The 18525-nt window shown below is 71.9% G+C and carries 12 protein-coding genes; 7 read left to right on the forward strand and 5 right to left on the reverse strand.

All coding sequences use genetic code 11. The features are described 5' to 3' along the window. Positions 1-90: 90 nt before the first annotated feature. From AVL59_RS02140 to kdpB (AVL59_RS02150), 3 genes are all read right to left on the reverse strand, one after another. A complete protein-coding gene (locus AVL59_RS02140; protein WP_067299514.1) occupies positions 91-912 on the reverse strand; it encodes an SCO2400 family protein in 822 nt (273 codons plus the stop codon). 173 nt (positions 913-1085) lie between these two features. Beyond that, a complete protein-coding gene (locus tag AVL59_RS02145; RefSeq protein ID WP_067299515.1) occupies positions 1086-1904 on the reverse strand; it encodes an SDR family NAD(P)-dependent oxidoreductase in 819 nt (272 codons plus the stop codon). Positions 1905-2239: 335 nt separating this feature from the next. Then, positions 2240-4393: a potassium-transporting ATPase subunit KdpB gene (gene kdpB, locus AVL59_RS02150; protein WP_067299516.1), complete on the reverse strand. Its 2154-nt coding sequence runs from the start codon at positions 4391-4393 to the stop codon at positions 2240-2242. 564 nt (positions 4394-4957) lie between these two features. Between kdpB (AVL59_RS02150) and AVL59_RS02155 the strand changes: the two genes are divergently transcribed. Beyond that, positions 4958-6406 carry a hypothetical protein gene (locus AVL59_RS02155; protein ID WP_067299517.1) on the forward strand — a complete coding sequence of 483 codons (1449 nt, stop codon included), beginning with the start codon at positions 4958-4960 and terminating at the stop codon, positions 6404-6406. Between the two features lie 107 nt (positions 6407-6513). Here AVL59_RS02155 and AVL59_RS02160 read toward each other — a convergent pair whose 3' ends face one another. Next, positions 6514-8088 (reverse strand): Na+/H+ antiporter, encoded by a 1575-nt coding sequence (locus tag AVL59_RS02160; protein WP_067299518.1) that lies wholly within the window; start codon positions 8086-8088, stop codon positions 6514-6516. Positions 8089-8323: 235 nt separating this feature from the next. Between AVL59_RS02160 and AVL59_RS02165 the strand changes: the two genes are divergently transcribed. Together AVL59_RS02165 and AVL59_RS02170 are read left to right on the forward strand one after the other, a co-directional pair. Then, a complete protein-coding gene (locus tag AVL59_RS02165) occupies positions 8324-10819 on the forward strand; it encodes a sensor histidine kinase (RefSeq protein ID WP_067299519.1) in 2496 nt (831 codons plus the stop codon). Then, positions 10819-11625, forward strand: a complete 807-nt coding sequence (locus AVL59_RS02170) for a DUF4118 domain-containing protein (protein ID WP_308281979.1) — start codon at positions 10819-10821, stop codon at positions 11623-11625. Before AVL59_RS02165 ends, AVL59_RS02170 begins: the two co-directional genes overlap by 1 nt. 78 nt (positions 11626-11703) lie before the next feature. On the opposite strand, the gene AVL59_RS02175 is transcribed toward AVL59_RS02170, so the two are convergent. After that, positions 11704-12261, reverse strand: a complete 558-nt coding sequence (locus AVL59_RS02175) for a hypothetical protein (protein ID WP_067299520.1) — start codon at positions 12259-12261, stop codon at positions 11704-11706. A gap of 272 nt (positions 12262-12533) precedes the next feature. On the opposite strand from AVL59_RS02175, the gene AVL59_RS02180 reads away from it, so the two are divergent. From AVL59_RS02180 to kdpB (AVL59_RS02195), 4 genes are all read left to right on the forward strand, one after another. Continuing rightward, complete coding sequence (locus AVL59_RS02180) at positions 12534-14372, forward strand: APC family permease (RefSeq protein WP_067299521.1); 1839 nt, start codon at positions 12534-12536, stop codon at positions 14370-14372. 256 nt (positions 14373-14628) lie between these two features. Next, on the forward strand, positions 14629-14718 hold the full coding sequence (gene kdpF, locus AVL59_RS02185; protein WP_009326374.1) for a K(+)-transporting ATPase subunit F: 90 nt from the start codon (positions 14629-14631) through the stop codon (positions 14716-14718). Between the two features lie 7 nt (positions 14719-14725). Continuing rightward, positions 14726-16387 (forward strand): potassium-transporting ATPase subunit KdpA, encoded by a 1662-nt coding sequence (gene kdpA, locus AVL59_RS02190; RefSeq protein WP_067299522.1) that lies wholly within the window; start codon positions 14726-14728, stop codon positions 16385-16387. Then, positions 16387-18525 carry a potassium-transporting ATPase subunit KdpB gene (gene kdpB / locus AVL59_RS02195; protein ID WP_208870290.1) on the forward strand — a complete coding sequence of 713 codons (2139 nt, stop codon included), beginning with the start codon at positions 16387-16389 and terminating at the stop codon, positions 18523-18525. Before kdpA ends, kdpB (AVL59_RS02195) begins: the two co-directional genes overlap by 1 nt.

The following is an 18525-nucleotide window of genomic DNA, read 5'->3' on the forward strand; positions in this document are numbered from 1 at the left end:
TGCTGACGGAGTTCTGACACCCGGGTGGCGGATCCTGACGGAATCCTTACGCCTCGGCGGCTCCGGCCGGCCCGAGCCGCCGGAGGGCGGTCAGCCGAGGCACACCAGGACCAGGCAGAGCTGGGACGGCGAGGTCGCCGCCGGGGAGGGGCTCGCCGGGGACGTTCCCTGGTCCGTTCCGCCGCCGGCCGAGGGGGCGGGAGCCGGGGTGGCCGGCGGCGCGGACGGCTGCTGTGCCGTCGTGCCGGTGCCGGTGTTGCCGGAGACGGGCGCGGTGGTGTGCCGATGAGGCGCGGCCGGCGTCTGGGCGGGGACGGGCGCGGCCGCGGAATCGGGGTGGGTGTCCGGCGTGGTGGTCCGGGGTGCGGCGGCGAGGGTGTGTCGGTGCGGTGCGCCGGCGGCGGGTGCCTGGGCATGGGCCGGGGCGGCGGTGTGCGGGGACCGGTGGGTGCCGGGCGGTGTCGGCTCCGGGCGGGCGTCGCCGGTGGCCTGTCCGTCCGTGGCGCCCATGGGCCGGTTGTCCGGTGCCGAGGCCGCCTGGGCCCGGTCGGGGGACTGCCGGTCCAGTGCGGCCAGGGTGAGCCCGCCGCCGACGAGCGCGACGGCGGTGGCGACCGCGGCCCGGCGCTTGTTCTTCTTCCAGCGGGCCAGCTGGCGGCGCCGGGCCGCCCGTCCCCGCTGCGCGGGCGGAGCGCCGGTCACCTCGTCGGACGGTGCCTCGTCCGGGGCGGCCGCTGCCGGCTCGTCGGGGAGACCGCCGTGGTACCAGGCATCGGCCGAGCCGGCCTCGCGCACCGGCCGCACCGTCACCGCCGAGGCGGCGGGAGGAGCGATGTCCGGGGCGTAGGCACCGCACCCGGGGCACACCAGGGCGCCGTTCAGATGCCGACGGCACGAGGAGCAGTAGTCCATTTGCGGTCTTCCTGAGTCGACGGCGCCTGTGGCCTCGGCCCGGGGGGCCTGGCCACGTTCGCACGAGGGAGCGAGCGGCCAGCAACGCTAACGAGGCTTTCGGAAGACTGTGTGCGGCCCATGTGGCACTCCTGCACACATTCTCTGCGGATTCCTGGGGTGACTCGTGTCGTTCAAGCGGTACGGCCGACCAGCAGGTCCGCCAGCTTGTTCAGGCGCCGGACCGTGCGGTCCTCGGTCGCGGCCGGAGCCGGGTCGACGCGCTCGTCGCGGTCGTAGTAGGCGCCGTTGACGATCTCGACCGCAGGGTCGCACAGCCGGACCACGTGCCTGGCCCCGTCGGTGGGGGCGACGCCCTCGTGGGCGTAGAGGGGGAGCAGGGCCGTCTCGCAGACGCCGGGGTGCACGGAGACGGCGGTGACGCGCGGGTCGGCCGCGAACACCGTGAGCGCCAGCTGCGACTGGGCGTAGGCGGCGAGGCGGGAGTAGCGGCGGGCGCGGTTGGGGTCGGCCCACTGGATGGAGGCGGTGCGGTGCAGGGAGGAGGAGACGTTGACGACGCGGCCGCCCGGGTCGCTGGTCAGGGCCGGTTCCAGCAGACAGGTCAGCAGGTAGTGGGCGAGGAAGTTGACCTGGAAGGCGATCTCGTTGCCGTCGGCGGTGACGGTGTGCCGCTCGGGGGCGGCCATGCCCGCGTTGTTGACCAGGACGTCCAGGTGCCGATGCGCGGTGACCACCGTGCGGGCGAGGATCTCCACCTCCTCCAGGTGGCTGAAGTCGGCGGCGTACGCGGCCAGTCGGTCGGCCTTGACGCCGGTCGTGGCGATCAGGCGGTCGGCGGCGGCGCGGGTCTCCTCGGCGGTGCGGCCGTGCAGCAGCACGGTGGCACCGCGCTCGGCGAGCTGCCGGGCGGTCTCGTAGCCGATGCCGGAGGTGGCACCGGTGACCAGGACGGTGCGGCCGGAGAATGACGAAAGTGTTGAGTCGGGCATGTTCCCATCCGGGGGTGCGGGCACGCCGTCACGGCCCGGCGAGGGCGGTGGGCGTGGGTCGGAGAAAGTGGAGCGAGGGGCGCCGGAGCCGATCACGGCGCCCCTCGGTCACGGAAAGCGGCGTCGGCGGGACGCGGGACGCTTCCGGTCAGCGCGGCATGCGACGCGGCGGCCGAGCGGGACTCGGCGGCCGGTCGAGCAGGAGCCAGGCGCTGTTCACGGACTCCATGGAAGCGGTCCCGCATCCGCCGGGCAAGCCGGAATCCCGGTCTCTGACGAGGCTCTGACGTGCGCATACGGGACCTTGACGGGCGAGCCAGGCGGACGGACGTGGTTCACCCAAGGCCGGGCACCCCGGAGATCAGCAGGTCGATCAGCTTGATGCCCACGAAGGGCAGGACCAGGCCGCCGAGGCCGTAGACGAGCAGGTTGCGGCGCAGCAGGTCGTGGGCGGAGGAGGGGGTGTAGCGCACGCCGCGCAGGGCGAGCGGGATCAGCGCGACGATGATCAGCGCGTTGAAGATGATCGCCGAGGTGATGGCGGAGGTCGGGCTGTGCAGGCCCATGATGTTCAGCGACTCCAGGCCCGGGTAGGAGCCCGCGAACATCGCCGGGATGATCGCGAAGTACTTGGCGACGTCGTTGGTGATGGAGAAGGTGGTCAACGCGCCCCGGGTGATGAGCAGTTGCTTGCCGATATCGACGATCTCGATGAGCTTGGTCGGGTTGGAGTCGAGGTCGACCATGTTGCCGGCCTCCTTGGCGGCCGACGTACCGGTGTTCATCGCCACGCCGACATCCGCCTGCGCGAGCGCCGGTGCGTCGTTGGTGCCGTCGCCGGTCATCGCGACGAGCTTGCCGCCGGCCTGTTCCCGTCGGATCAGCGCGAGCTTGTCCTCGGGAGTCGCCTCGGCCAGGTAGTCGTCCACGCCGGCCTCTTCGGCGATGGCGCGGGCGGTGAGCGGGTTGTCGCCCGTCACCATGACGGTGCGGATGCCCATGCGGCGCAGTTCCGCGAAGCGTTCGCGGATGCCGTCCTTGACGACGTCCTTGAGATGAACGAGGCCGAGGACACGCGGTCCGTCCCAGTCGTGCACCGCGACCAGCAGCGGTGTCCCGCCGGAGGCGGCCACGGCATCGGCGTACGCCCGTGCCTCGGGCGGCACCTGGCCGCCGTACATCAGCACCCACTCGATCACCTGCTGCGCGGCACCCTTGCGGATGGCGCAGACCGCTCCGTTGTCCCAGCGCAGATCGACGCCGCTCATCCGGGTCTGCGCGCTGAAGGCCACCCAGCGGGCGTTCGCCAACTCGCCCTCGGCGGGCGCCCGCAGCCCGTACCGGTCCTTGGCGAGGACGACCACGGAGCGGCCCTCCGGGGTGTCGTCGGCCAGCGAGGAGAGCTGGGCGGCATCCGCGAGCCGCCGCTCGTCGGTGCCGGGCAGCGGGACGAAGGCGGCGGCCTCGCGGTTGCCGAGGGTGATGGTGCCGGTCTTGTCGAGCAGCAGGGTGTTCACGTCGCCCGCCGCCTCGACCGCGCGGCCGGACATGGCGACGACGTTGCGCTGCACCAGCCGGTCCATGCCGGCGATGCCGATCGCCGAGAGCAGGGCGCCGATCGTGGTCGGGATGAGCGTGACGAGAAGGGCGACCAGCACGGTCGTCGACTGGGCGGCGCCTGCGTACTCGCCCATCGGCTGCAGGGCCACCACGACCAGGACGAAGATGATCGTGAGGGAGGCCAGCAGGATGTTCAGCGCGATCTCGTTCGGGGTCTTCTGCCGGGAGGCGCCCTCGACCAGGGCGATCATCCGGTCCAGGAAGCTGTGGCCCGGGCGGGCGCTGACCCGCACCACGATCCGGTCGGACAGCACCGTCGTACCGCCCGTGACACCGCTGCGGTCCCCGCCCGACTCCCGGATCACCGGCGCAGATTCACCGGTGACGGCGGACTCGTCCACGGCGGCGACCCCGTCGATCACGTCGCCGTCCGCCGGGATCATCCCGCCCGCCTCGACGAGCACGACGTCCAGGGGCTTCAGGTCGGTGGCGGCGACCGCCTCCGTGCGGGCGGTGGCCGGGTCCGTGCCGTAGCTCCAGTGCAGGAACCGCAGCGCCACGGTCTCCGTGCGGGCCCTGCGCAGCGACTCCGCCTGCGCCTTGCCGCGCCCCTCGGCGACCGCCTCGGCGAGGTTGGCGAAGACCACCGTCAGCCACAGCCACAGGCTGATCACCCAGGTGAAGACGGCGGGGTGGAGCAGCGCGGAGAGGGTGGTCAGGACCGCTCCGACGGACACCACGAACAGGACCGGGTTGCGGACCAGGACGCGCGGGTGCAGCTTGCGCAGCGCCTCGGGGAACGAGCGGACGAGCTGGACGGGTTCGAACAGCCCGCTCGGCGCGCGGCGTCTCCCCTTCCCCTCGGGTAAGGGCCGGGCCGCGCGTTCGGGACGTGACGGTGGAGCCTGCTCGGGGGCAGCGGGAAGCATGGACACCTTCGTGTCTGGTCGGGGGAGTCGGACAGGGCGCGGGCCGTGCGGTGCCGGGGCCCCGGCACCGCACGGCGGCACACGGACGCCCGCGACGGGACGAGAGGCGTCGTGCGCCGGTGCCCGTCCCTCGGACCGGCACCGGGCCGCCGTCGCGTCACTGCGGAGTGCGGACTCCGCCCGTTGCGCCGGGCCCGTGGACGTTGGTGGCCCCGGCGGCGGCCGACAACGAATCTAGCCCCCGTCGCCGCTCGAAACGCCCCGCTGCGGCGGGAATTGGCGGCACTCATACGGCGGTGTCGTGCGGGCCGTCAAAGTGCCGTCAAGCCTCCCTGATGTGCCATCAGGGAGGCGTCAAGACGCGCCAGAGGTGGCCTGATCCGGTCGCAGACTGATCGTCAACGGGGGACGGGCGACCGTCCGTGGCGTGACGTTGGAGGGACCGTGGCTCTCACGGCCAAGACAGCGCGGGGTCCAAGGACCGAGGGGGAGACACCGCCACAGGAAGCGACGGCCGCACCGGCCGGCGCCGGCCCCGGACCACAGGGACGCGGGGGTTCGCGTGTGCAGCGTCCCGGTCCGGGGCTGCGCCGGCAGGCCGGGGCCGCGCGGGCCGCTCTGCGCCGCCGCTTCTGGGCCACCGTGCCCGCGCGGCTGCGTCTCCTGCGCGCGGCCACGGTCCTGCTCGCCACCGCCCTCGCGGTGCTGCTGACCGTCGCCGGGCTGGCCGCCCACGGAACCTGGGACAGCGTGGCCGAACGCGACGCACCGCGCACCACCAGCGCCGCCGACCTCGACCTCGCCCTGAACGACATGGACGCCCAGGCGGCCAACATCCTGCTGTCCAGCGGCGACGCGGGGAAGGGACGCCTGCGGACGCCGTACACGAAGGCGGTCGGCTTCTACGGCGACGCCCGGCGCGAGATCGGGCATGACCTGCGCACCCTCGCAGTCGCGGCCCAGGGCGACCGCTCCGACGAGAAGACCGTGGAGCACCTGACCGACGACTTCGCCGAGTACCAGGAACTGATCGGCCGGGCCCTGGAGAACGACGGGCACAAAGGCGGCAAGGCCGCCGCCCTCGCCGACTACCGCCGCGCCACCGACCTGCTGCGCAACGAGCTCCTGCCCGCCGCGACCACCTTGGTGACCTCGAACGACGCGGCCTTCGAGGCCGAGTACTCCTCCGCCCGCTCCACCCTGGACGCCCAGCTCTGCACCGCCCTCGCCCTCGGCGTGCTGCTGCTGGCCGTGCTCGGCGTCCTGCAGTGGTACCTGGCCCGCAGCTTCCGGCGCATCCTCAACCCCGGGGTCCTGGCCGCCACCGTCTGCACCCTGCTCGCGGTGATCCTCGGCACCCAGATGCTGTCCGCCTCCTCCGGTCATCTGCGCGTGGCCCGCCACGACGCCTTCGACTCCGTCGTCGCGCTCTCCCGGGCCCGGGCGATCGCCTACGACGCCAACGCCGACGAGAGCCGCTACCTCCTCGACCCGCAGTACCGCGAGCACTACGAGGAATCGTTCCTCGCCAAGTCGCAGCAGCTGTACGGCATCAACGGCGCGACCATCGACACGTACGACGACCAGCTGGCCATCACCTGGCGTGCGTACGAGAGGGACCACCACGACCTCCGGTTCACCGGGGAGTTCCGGCGGGAGCTGGACAACATCACCTTCCCCGGTGAGCGTGAGGCGGCGGAGAAGACGGTGCGCGCGTACGCCGTCTACGAGCGCGACGACCGGAAGGCCCGCGCGCTGCTGGCGGCCGGCAAGGAGCGTGAGGCGGTCGAGTTCTGCATGGACTGGAAGCCGGGCACCTCCAACGCCCACTTCGGCGCGTGGATGGCGGCGCTGGATCAGGTGACCGGGATCAACCGGGCGCACTTCGACGCGTCGGTGCGGGAGGGCCGGGCGGCGGTGAGCGGGTTGCTGCCCTGGGCCGGGGGACTGCTGCTGGCGGCGGTGGTTCTCACCGGACTGGGGCTTCGGCCGCGGCTGGCCGAATATCGCTGAGGGCTCCGCTCCCGAAAGGGGCGCGGGGCCGTATCGATGTGCGGCTCCGCCGCGTGGGCGCGACCAGCCACGACGCACCCGCGGACGACGCATGGGCCGTCCAGGGCTCACGCATCCGTCAGGCGGGCCTCCTCCAGGTCCAGTGAGCGCTGGAGGCGGCGGCGGGTCGTGTCGCTGATGCGATGGTCGTCGTAGAGACGCTGGAGTTCCGCTGTCTCCACGGCGATCAGGTCGCGGCGGAGCTGGCGGTAGACCAGGTCGGCGGACTCGGTCGCCGCGGCGGTGCCGTTGCCCTCTGCGAGGCGGTCGCGGGCGTCGTCCAGGCGGGCGGTCAGGCCGCGCCGCAGCCGGTCGACGACCACGTCGGGTACCGCCTCCAGCTCCGCGAGCTCCTCCAGCCGGGCGAGTCCGGCGTGCGCGAGACGGGAGCGGGCCTCGACCTCCTCGCGTTCGGTGTGGGCGGGCTCCAGGGCGATGCCGGAGGCACGCACGACCGGGGCCAGGGTGAAGCCCTGGACGACGAGGGTGACCACGACGACGGACGTGGTCAGGACGAGGACCAGGGGCCGGTCCTCCAGCGGAGCGCCGCTCTTGGTGATCTCGGGGATGGACAGCGCGGCGGCCAGCGGCATCACGCCGCGGGTGCCCGCCCAGGTCAGCACCATCGGCACCCGCCAGTTCATCCGGCCGAGCCCGCCCCTGCGCTGCACGAGTGCCGACAGCGGCGCGATCCACAGCAGCCGTACGGCGACGACCGTGGTGGCGACGGCGAGGGCGTACAGCGGCCAGGCCCGGTCGCCGTCGGCCAGCGCCCGTACCTCCGCGGGCAGGGCAAGACCTATGAGCGAGAAGACCACGCTCTCCAGGAGGAAGACGACCGTGCCGTAGACGGCGTGCAGCTGCAGCCTTATGCGGGCATTGGTGAGGCGGTCGCCGCGGCCGCCGAGGACCACCCCGGCCACCACGCACGACGTCACCCCCGAGGTGTGCGCGGCCTCCGCCAGCAGATACGCGGCATACGGGGTGACCAGCGCTATCACCGTCTCCAGGACCGGTTCCTCGGTGCGCCTGCGGATCAGCGCCACCACCCCGGCCACCGCGGCCCCGATCACCGTGCCGCCCCCGGCGAGCAGCAGGAACTGGCCGCCGGCCGCGCCCCAGTCGGCCGCCGCCGACGCGACGGCGATGCCCGCCGCCACCCGGACCAGCACCAGCGAGGTCGCGTCGTTGAACAGGCTCTCCGCCTGGACGAGCACCTGCACCCTGGGCGGCAGGGCGAGCCTGCGGCCGAGCGCGGTCACCGCGACCGGGTCGGTGCTGGCCAGGATCGCGCCCAGCACGAACGCCATCTGCCAGGACAGCGGGGTCACCCAGGCCGCCACCGCGGCGACGGCCGCAGCCGAGGCCAGGACAAGGCCTATGGCGAGGATGCCGACCGGTTTCCACACCGCGCGCAGCTCCCGCCAGGGCATGTCCTCGGCGCTGGCGTACAGCAGCGGCGGCAGCACCACGAGCCCGATGATCTCCGGGCTGATCTCGATCTGGGGGGTGCCCGGCAGCAGCGCCACCGTCAGACCGGCGACGACCAGCAGCGAGGGGGCGGGAATGCGCCACCGGCGCGCGAAAGTGGCCACCACGGTGGCCAGAATGACCAGCGCGAGTACCGTGCCGACGCTGCGCATGCCGTCTCCCCGGACCTGAGAAGGAGCCACCCTGGCTCCCCGCCGACCAGACTTCCCGGCACACCGCCTTCACCCTATCGGCCCAGGTCACGTCAAGACAGTGTCAAGGTCCTCCCGGACCGTGCCAAGGAACCGCTAAGGGCGGCACCCGGCGGCCTGTCGAGGCGCTTCCTTTGGGAGGAGTACCGCTTCGGTACCGGGGAGTTGATCCAGTGAGCGGAGCGCGTCGGCGGCGATGAGTGACGTACGGCCCGGACGGCTGAAGGTCTACCTCGGGGCTGCCCCCGGGGTCGGCAAGACCTATCGGATGCTCGACGAGGGGCGGCGCCGTGCCGCGCGCGGCGCCGACGTGGTGGTGGGCTACGTGGAGTGCCACGGGCGCCCGCACACGGAGGCGATGACCGCCGGCCTGGAGGCCGTCCCCCGCGCCCGCTGCGTCTACCGCGGCGGTGAGTTCGAGGAGATGGACCTGGGCGCGGTGCTGGACCGGCGCCCCGAGGTCGCGATCGTCGACGAGTTCGCCCACAGCAACGTCCCCGGCGACGGCCGCAACCCCAAGCGCTGGCAGGACATCGAGGAGCTGCTCACCGCCGGCATCGACGTCATCACCGCGCTCAACATCCAGCACCTGGAATCCCTCAACGACGTCGTCGAGAAGATCACGCACGTCCCGCAGCACGAGAAGGTGCCCGACGAGCAGGTCCGGCGCGCCTGGCAGATCGAGCTGGTGGACATGCCGCCCGAGGGGCTGCGCCGCCGGATGGCGCACGGCAACATCTACGCCCCCGAGAAGATCGACGCGGCCCTCGCCAACTACTTCCGGCCCGGCAACCTGACCGCGCTGCGCCAGCTGGCGCTGCTGTGGGTGGCCGACCGGGTCGACGAGGCGCTGCAGGAGTACCGCTCGCAGCACGGCATCGGCGGGGTGTGGGAGACCCGGGAGCGGGTCGTCGTGGCCCTGACCGGCGGTCCGGAGGGCGACACGCTGGTCCGGCGGGCCGCGCGGATCGCCGACCGGTCCGCGGGCGGCGATCTGCTGGCCGTGCACGTGGCCCGCAGCGACGGTCTGGCGGGCGGCGTCTCGGCCGCCTCCCTCGCCCGGCAGCGCAGGCTCGTGGAGGACCTCGGGGGCAGCTACCACTCGGTGGTCGGCGACGACGTGGCCACCACCCTGGTGGAGTTCGCCCGCGCGGAGAACGCCACCCAGCTGGTCCTCGGCACCAGCCGCCGCGGCCGGTTGTCGCGGTTCCTGACCGGGCCCGGTACGGGGGAGACCGTGACCGAGCTGTCCGGCGACATCGACGTGCACCGGGTCACCCACGAGCGGGCGGGACGCGGCACCCTGCTGCCGTCCCGGCGCCGCACCCTGTCCACGGCCCGGCTGATCGCCGGGCCGGTGGCCGGTCTGGTGATCCCCGTGCTGCTGACGGCCGTCCTCGCGCAGGTGCGCGGCACGCTGGACCTGACCAGCGAGGCCCTGCTGTTCCTGCTGGCCGTGGTGGGAGTGGCCTGCATAGGCGGGGTCGCCTCGGCACTGATCGCGTCGGTGACGGCCTCGCTGCTGCTGAACTACTGGTTCATACCGCCCATCGGCGCCTTCACCCTGAACGATCCCAACGCGCTGCTCGCGCTCGCCGTCTTCGCGGTCGTCGCGGCCACCGTGGCCGGGGTCGTCGACCGCTCCCTCAGGCTGTCCAGGCGTTCGGCACGGGCCACCGCCGAGGCCGAGACCATGTCGTCCCTGGCCGGCACCATCGTGCGAGGCGAGGCGACCATCCCCGCGCTGCTGGAGCGGACACGGGAGACCTTCGGCATGGAGTCGGCGGAGCTCGCGGACGAGCCGCCGGACACCGACGGCACGACCTTCGTGCCCGCCGGTCCCGGCGCCTGCCTCGTGCTGCGCGGCCGCACCCTGTCCGCCTCGGAGCGGCGGGTGCTGGCCGCCTTCGCCGCGCACGTCGGCTCCGCGGTGGAGCGGGCCCGGCTGGCCGAGGCGGCGGCCGAGGTGGAACCCGTCAAGGCCGCCGACCGGATGCGTACGGCGCTGCTGCGGGCCGTCGGCCACGACCTGCGCACCCCGCTCGCGGCGGGCTGGGCCGCGGTCACCTCGCTGCGCAGCCGTGACGTCCGGTTCTCCGCGGAGGACCGCGAGGAGCTGCTGGCCACCGCCGACGAGTCCATGGCCAAGCTCAACCGGCTGGTGGAGAACCTCCTCGACCTGAGCCGTCTGGAGGCGGGAGTCCTCACCCTGAACCTGCGCCCGACCTCCCTGGAGGAGGTCCTGCCCATGGCGCTGGCGGACACCCCCGGGGTCGTGGTGGCGGACACGGAGGAGATCCCGCCGGTGCTGGCCGACCCGCCGCTGCTGGAGCGGGTGATAGCCAACCTGGTCGGCAACGCCGCCCGGCACACCCCGCCCGGCCGGAAGGTGCTGGTCACCGCCAGTGCCCTGGCGGGCCGGGTGGAACTACGGGTGATCGACCGGGGCCCGGGGCTGCCCCGGACCGGCCGGGACCGTCTCTTCGAGCCGTTCCAGCGGCTCGGTGACACCGACAACACCACCGGCCTCGGCCTCGGCCTCGCCCTCGCAAGGGGCCTGACCGAGGCGATGAGCGGCACCATCGCGCCCGAGGACACCCCGGGCGGCGGACTGACCATGGTCGTCTCGCTGCCCTTCGCCGGGCAGTCGGTGGGTGCCGAAGCGATCAAGCAGAGCCTAGGAGGTGCGTGATGAGCACCATGACCGGCACCTGGAGCCCGCACCGCCCGCACCCGGCGCGCGGTACGGCACGTCCCTGGCCGACACGCGACCGGCTCGCCCTGGCCGCGGGCCTGTTCGCCCCGTTCCTGGCGGCCCTCGTCCTCGTGCCCTTCCGTACGAGTCTGTCGCACACGAACGCGGCGCTCGTCCTCGTCGTCGTGGTCGTCGCGGTGGCCGCGCTCGGCAGCCGCACGGCGGGCGCCGTGGGCGCGCTGTCGGCGGCGGCCTGGTACGACTTCTTCCTCACCCGGCCGTACGAGACCTTCGACATCGACGCCTCCGCGGACATCGCGACGGCGGTGCTGCTGCTGGCCGTCGGCGTGATCGTCTCCCAGCTCGCGGCGCGCGCCCGCCGGCTGCAGGTCCTGACGGTGACGGAGGCGGCGTACCTGGCCCGCATCCACCGCACGGCCGGCCTGGTCCAGTCCGCCCGCTCGGCCGACATCGTCGTCGACCACGTCCGCGGCGAGCTGACCGGCCTGCTCGGCCTCAGCGCCTGCCGCTTCGAGTACGGCACCCTGCTGGGGCGGCCGCCGCGCCTGGAGAAGGACGGGACCGTGACGGTGGGCCGGCGCAGCCGGAACCCCGACACCGACGGCTGGCCCGAGGGCGAGATCGAGCTGCGTGCCTACGGCAACGGCCACTACCTCGGCCGCTTCATGCTCACCCCCGGCCCGGGAGAGGTACCCGCCCTCCAGGCCCGGCTGGTCGCGATGACGCTCGCCGACCAGACCGGCGCCGCACTGGACACGTCGGGGCCGGTGCGCGGGTGGTGACGCGGGGGCGCCGGGCCGCCCTTTCCTTTCTCGTGTGACGTCAACTCCGCATCTGCGGCGTGGACTCGGTCAGCCGGGTCACTCCAGCCCGGACGCCTTGAACACGGCCAGTGCCGTCTCGCGCTCCATACGCGCCGAGAGACGGTGCAGCGCGGTCTGCCCGCACAGCAGGAGACCGCCGGCCTCCGCCTTGCGGGCGCTCTCGGCCAGGAGGTGCCACAGCTCGGGATTGTGCACGAGGGTGTCGGGGTCCATCTCGACCCGCGCGCCGAACGCGTCCCGCAGCAGGAGCCGTTGGGAGACGCCGCCCAGGCAGCGCACGGAGACCAGCAGGTCGGTACGGACCCGGTGCTCGCGCAGCAGCCGCCGCGAGGCCAGCCAGTCCTGGCCGGCCGAGACCCGGGCGGGAAACAGCACGAGGAACAGCAGGAGGGAGAGGGCGAGCCACAGAAGGGCGCGCCAGAGCGCGATCCGGCCCGTACCCCAGTCGACGAGCAGGAGCAGGACGAGCAGGACGCCGGCGCACCGGACGGCATCCCTGACGTCCCGCGCCCAGCGGCGGTCGTGCACCGCGTCGCCAGGAGTCCCGGCGCGTGCGCCGGCCGGTGCTCTGCGTGCGTTGTCGCGGCGTCCCATTCCGCCGACGGTAGAGACGAGCGGGGCCAAAACCCCGCATTTTGACGGGACTCTGATGACTCGAAGGTGAATCTTGGCGCAGGTCATGCGGGCGCGGCCCGCTCCGAGGCCGCCGACATGATCAAAAACCGTCAAGATCCCATCAAGGTCCGACCTGTGAGCGCGAAGATGGCGCAAGGATCGCTCGAATGCGGCTGGAAACGGTCAGAACCTGGGTGCACCGCGCACACCTCGGGCCTCGTGCGCGGCTCTTGACGAAGGAGCACGCACCCATGACCGTCCTGACCACCGAACCGGACGCCGTCCCCGCCGACGAGGAGCCGCCGGATACGGGCGAACGCCACCGGCTGACCGCCGTCACCGGGCTCGCGGCGCTGTCGCTGGACGCGATGGCGTCGGTGGCGTACGGCCCCGAGGCGATCGTCCTCGTGCTGGCGGCCGCGGGTGCCCACGGGCTCGGCTTCACCCTCCCCGTGACCCTGGCCATCGCCGGCCTGCTCGCGGTGCTGGTGGCCTCCTACCGGCAGGTGATCGCGGCCTTCCCGGACGGCGGTGGCTCCTACGCCGTCGCGAAGACCCATCTGGGCGCGCGCACCAGCCTGGTGGCCGCCGCCTCGCTGGTGCTGGACTACGTGCTCAACGTCGCCGTCGCCGTCACGGCCGGCGTAGCGGCCCTGACCTCCGCCTTCCCCTCCCTCTACGACGACCGGCTGTGGCTGTGCCTGGCGGTGCTCGTCCTGATCACGGGGGTCAACCTGCGCGGGATCGTGGAGTCGGCGAAGGCGTTCATCGTGCCGACGGTCGTGTTCGTCGGCGCCATCTTCGTGCTGATCGCGGTCGGTCTGTTCCGCTCCCACCCGGCGAGCACCGCGACCGCCGCCGGGCATGCCTCGGTGGTCGCGCACAACGCCACGTCGGTGGGTGTACTGCTGCTGCTCAAGGCGTTCGCCTCCGGGTGCAGCGCCCTGACCGGCGTCGAGGCCATAGCCAACGCCGTCCCCTCCTTCCGCGTCCCGCGCGTCAAGCGCGCCCAGCGCGCGGAGGTCGCCCTCGGCGCCGTCCTCGGCCTGATGCTCGTCGGCCTGTCGGTGCTGATCTCCCGCTTCCACCTCCAGCCGGTCGAGGGCGTCACCGTCCTCGCCCAGCTCGCGGACGCCTCCCTCGGCCACAACTGGGCCTTCTACGTCATCCAGTTCGCGACGATGACCCTGCTGGCGCTGTCCGCGAACACCTCCTTCGGCGGCCTGCCGGTGCTGCTCAAGCTCCTCGCCCGCGACAACTACCTGCCGCACGTGTTCGCCCTGAAGGCCGACCGCCAGGTCCACCGGCACGGCGTCCTCGCGCTGGCCGTGATCGCGGCCGCGCTGCTCGTCTTCTCCGGCGGTGACACCAACACCCTGGTGCCGCTGTTCGCGATCGGTGTGTTCGTCGGCTTCACCATCGCCCAGGTGGGCATGGTGAAGCACTGGCGCCTTGAGCGCGGCCGGGGCTGGCGCGGAAAGGCGCTGCTCAACGGGTTCGGCGCGCTGCTCACCGGTGTCTCGACGGTCGTCGTGACCGCGAGCAAGTTCGCCGAAGGCGCCTGGCTGATCGTGGTGGCGCTGCCCGTACTGGTCGCCGCCTTCCTCGCCGTGCACCGCGCCTACGCCCGGATCGGCGAGCGGCTCGGCCTCGGCCGCATCCCCGAGGCCCCGCACCGCGACCGCTCGCTGGTGATCGTCCCCGTCTCCAGCCTGTCCCGGCTCACCTCCGAGGCCCTGACCGCGGCCGCCTCGCTCGGCGACGAGGTCCGCGCCGTGACCGTCTGCTACCCGGACCCCGAGGACCGCGCCCAGTTGCACGCCCTGGAGCGCGCCTGGGCCGAGTGGGACCCGGGCGTGCCCCTGGTCCGGCTGGCCTCCGAGCGGCGCATGCTCGGCCGTCCCATCGCCGCGTACGCCCGCGAGGCGGCCGCTTCCGAGCCGCGCACCCGGGTCACCGTCCTGATCCCGGAGGCCGAGCCGGAGCGGTTGTGGCAGCGGCTGCTGCAGAACCAGCGGGGCGCGGTCGTCGCACATGCCGTCCACAGGGAGACGGATGCGGTGATCTGCCGGCTGCGCTTCCGGCTGTGAGATCGGTCACCGTCGGTCACGTGGGATTACCGACCGGTACGAGTCAGGAGCCGTAAGAGCCCCGTCAAAGCCGTAAGGGCTGCCGTAAGAGAGTCGTCAACGGGCGTCCGGATCCGGCCAGCCAGGCGCTTTCCTCGAATCGTCCGTTTCACCGAACCTCACTCCAGGAGTTCGCGATGGCCGATCTGGCCTTCGTCGTCACCGTGCTCGCGGGTTTCGCGCTGGTGGCCCTTGTCGCCAAGGGGGTGACGAAGCTGTGACCGCCGAAAACGTCGTCGGCCTGGTCGTGGCCGTCGCCCTGCTGGGCTATCTCGTCCTCGCCCTGATCTTCCCGGAGAGGTTCTGAGAGACATATGGGTCCCGTATCGGCCGGCCTGCTCCAGCTGCTCGCCCTGATAGGCGCACTGGCACTCGTCTACGCCCCTGTCGGCAACTACATGGCCCGGGTCTACTCCTCCGACAAGCACCTGCGCGTCGAGAAGTGGATCTACAAGGGCATCGGCGCCAACCCCGACGCCGAGATGACCTGGCCCGCGTATCTGCGCGGTGTCCTCGCCTTCTCGGCGGTCAGCGTCCTGTTCCTCTACCTGCTCCAGCGGCTGCAGGGCGTCCTGCCCGGCTCGATGGGCTTCTCCTCGGTCAACCCGGCGCAGTCGTTCAACACGGCCGTGTCCTTCGTGACCAACACCAACTGGCAGTCGTACTACGGCGAGCAGACCATGGGTCACGTCGTGCAGACCGCCGGTCTGGCCGTGCAGAACTTCGTCTCCGCCGCGGTCGGCATGGCCGTGGCCGTGGCCCTGGTACGCGGCTTCGCGCGCTCGCGCACCGGTGAGCTCGGCAACTTCTGGTCCGACCTGGTGCGCGGCACGCTGCGGATCCTTCTTCCGGGTGCCGCGATCGCCGCCGTCGTCCTGGTGGCGTGCGGCGCGATCCAGAACTTCTCCGGCATCCATGAGGTCGGTCAGTTCATGGGCGGCTCGCAGCAGTGGAACGGCGGCGCGGTCGCCTCGCAGGAGGCCATCAAGGAGCTGGGCACCAACGGCGGCGGCTACTTCAACGCCAACAGTGCCCACCCCTTCGAGAACCCCAGCGCGTTCACGAACCTCTTCGAGATCTTCCTGATCCTGGTGATCCCGTTCTCGCTGACCCGCACCTTCGGCGTGATGGTCGGCTCGGTCAAACAGGGTTACGCCATCCTCGCCACGATGTTCACCATCTGGCTCGGTTTCACCGCGCTGATGATGTGGACCGAGTTCGCCCACCACGGCCCGGCGCTGCAGGCGGCCGGCGGGGCGATGGAGGGCAAGGAGGTCCGCTTCGGCGTCGGCTCGTCCTCGATCTTCGCCGTGTCCACGACGCTGACGTCGACCGGTGCGGTGGACTCCTTCCACTCCTCCTTCACCGGGCTGGGCGGCGGGATCACCATGCTCAGCATGATGCTGGGCGAGATCGCGCCCGGCGGTACCGGCTCCGGCCTGTACGGCATCCTGATCATGGCCGTGATCGCGGTGTTCATCGCCGGTCTGATGGTCGGCCGTACGCCCGAGTACCTGGGCAAGAAGATCGGCGCGCGGGAGATGAAGCTCGCCGCCTGCTACATCCTGATCACCCCCGCCCTGGTGCTCGTCTTCACGGCCGCCTCCATGGCGCTGCCGACCCCGCCGAACTCGATGCTCAACTCGGGCGCGCACGGATTCTCCGAGGTGCTGTACGCCTTCACGTCGGCGTCGAACAACAACGGCTCGGCCTTCGCCGGCCTGAACGCGAACACCGACTGGTACAACACCATGACCGGTCTCGCGATGCTCCTGGGCCGCTTCCTGCCGATGGTGTTCGTGCTGGCGCTGGCCGGTTCGCTCGCGGAGCAGAAGCCCGTCCCGGTCACGGCCGGCACCTTGCGCACCGAGAAGCCGCTGTTCACCGGCCTGCTGGTGGGCGCGATCCTGATCATCACCGGTCTCACCTACTTCCCGGCCCTCGCCCTGGGTCCGCTCGCGGAAGGACTGGCGTGATGACCACCCGCACAGAGAACCCAGAGGACTCCATGTCCACAGCCACACCCACCCGGGCGCCGCACAGCGACGTCCCCACCGGGCACAAGCCCGCCGAGGGCCGAGTCGGAGCGGGCCTCTTCGAACCCAAGGCACTGATCAAGTCGCTGCCGGACGCGTTCCGCAAGCTCGACCCGCGGGTGATGGTCAAGTCTCCCGTGATGTTCGTGGTGTGGATCGGCTCCGTGCTCACCACGGTGTTCTCCTTCAAGGACCCGTCCGACTGGTTCGGCTGGGCGATCAGCGCCTGGCTGTGGCTGACCGTGATCTTCGCCAACCTGGCGGAGGCGGTCGCCGAGGGCCGCGGCAAGGCGCAGGCCGATACCCTGCGCAAGGCCAAGACCGACACGGTGGCGCGCCGCCTGCTCGCGGACGGCACGTCCGAGGAGCAGGTCCCGGGCACCGCGCTGACCATCGGTGACCTGGTGGTCTGCGAGGCCGGTGACATCATCCCGGGTGACGGCGACGTCATCGAGGGGGTCGCGTCGGTGGACGAGTCGGCGATCACCGGTGAGTCGGCCCCGGTCATCCGTGAGTCCGGCGGCGACCGCTCGGCGGTCACCGGCGGCACGAAGGTGCTCTCCGACCGCATCGTCATCAAGATCACGACGAAGCCGGGCGAGACCTTCATCGACCGGATGATCAACCTGGTCGAGGGCGCGGCCCGGCAGAAGACGCCGAACGAGATCGCCCTGAACATCCTGCTGGCGTCGCTGACGATCGTCTTCCTGCTGGCCTGTGCCACGCTGCCGCCGTTCGCCACCTACGCGGGCACTCACCTGACGATGGTCGTGCTGGTCGCCCTGCTGGTCTGCCTCATCCCGACCACCATCGGCGCCCTGCTCTCCGCGATCGGCATCGCGGGCATGGACCGCCTGGTCCAGCGCAACGTCCTGGCCATGTCGGGCCGCGCGGTCGAGGCCGCCGGTGACGTCTCCACGCTGCTGCTCGACAAGACCGGCACCATCACCCTCGGCAACCGCCAGGCCGCCGAGTTCGTCCCGGTCAAGGGCACCACCGAGGCCGAGGTCGCCGACGCCGCCCAGCTCTCCTCGCTGGCCGACGAGACGCCCGAGGGCCGCTCCATCGTCGTCCTGGCGAAGGAGACGTACGGGCTGCGCGAGCGCCACCAGGGCGAGCTGGCGCACGCCGAGTGGATCGCCTTCACCGCCCAGACCCGTATGTCCGGTGTGGACGTCGACGGCCGCAAGGTCCGCAAGGGCGCCACCGCCTCGGTCATCGCCTGGGTGGAGGCGGAGGGCGGCACTGTCGCCAAGGACGCGGACGCGATAGCGAACCGCATCTCCGAGGCCGGCGGCACTCCGCTGCTGGTCGCCGTCAGGGACGAGAAGGGCGCCCGCGTCCTGGGTGTCATCCACCTCAAGGACGTCGTCAAGGAGGGCATGCGGGAGCGGTTCGAGGAACTGCGCCGGATGGGCATCAAGACGGTCATGATCACGGGTGACAACCCGCTGACCGCGAAGGCGATCGCCGAGGAGGCGGGCGTCGACGACTTCCTCGCCGAGGCGACTCCCGAGGACAAGATGGCCCTCATCAAGCGGGAGCAGTCGGGCGGCAAGCTGGTCGCGATGACCGGTGACGGCACCAACGACGCGCCCGCGCTCGCGCAGGCCGACGTCGGCGTGGCGATGAACACCGGTACGTCGGCCGCCAAGGAGGCCGGCAACATGGTCGACCTCGACTCCAACCCGACCAAGCTCATCGAGATCGTCGAGATCGGCAAGCAGCTGCTGATCACGCGCGGCGCGCTGACCACGTTCTCCATCGCCAACGACGTCGCGAAGTACTTCGCGATCATCCCGGCGCTGTTCGCTGCGGTCTACCCGGGCCTGGACAAGCTGAACATCATGCACCTGTCCTCGCCCAACTCCGCGATCCTGTCGGCCGTCATCTTCAACGCGCTGATCATCATCGCGCTGGTGCCGCTCTCCCTGAAGGGCGTGCGGTACCGGCCGATGAGCGCGGACAAGATGCTGCGGCGCAACCTCGGGATCTACGGCATCGGCGGTCTGATCGCGCCCTTCATCGGAATCAAGATCATCGACGTGATCATCTCCTTCATCCCCGGGATCGGCTGA

Source organism: Streptomyces griseochromogenes (genome assembly GCF_001542625.1).
GTDB lineage: Bacteria > Actinomycetota > Actinomycetes > Streptomycetales > Streptomycetaceae > Streptomyces > Streptomyces griseochromogenes.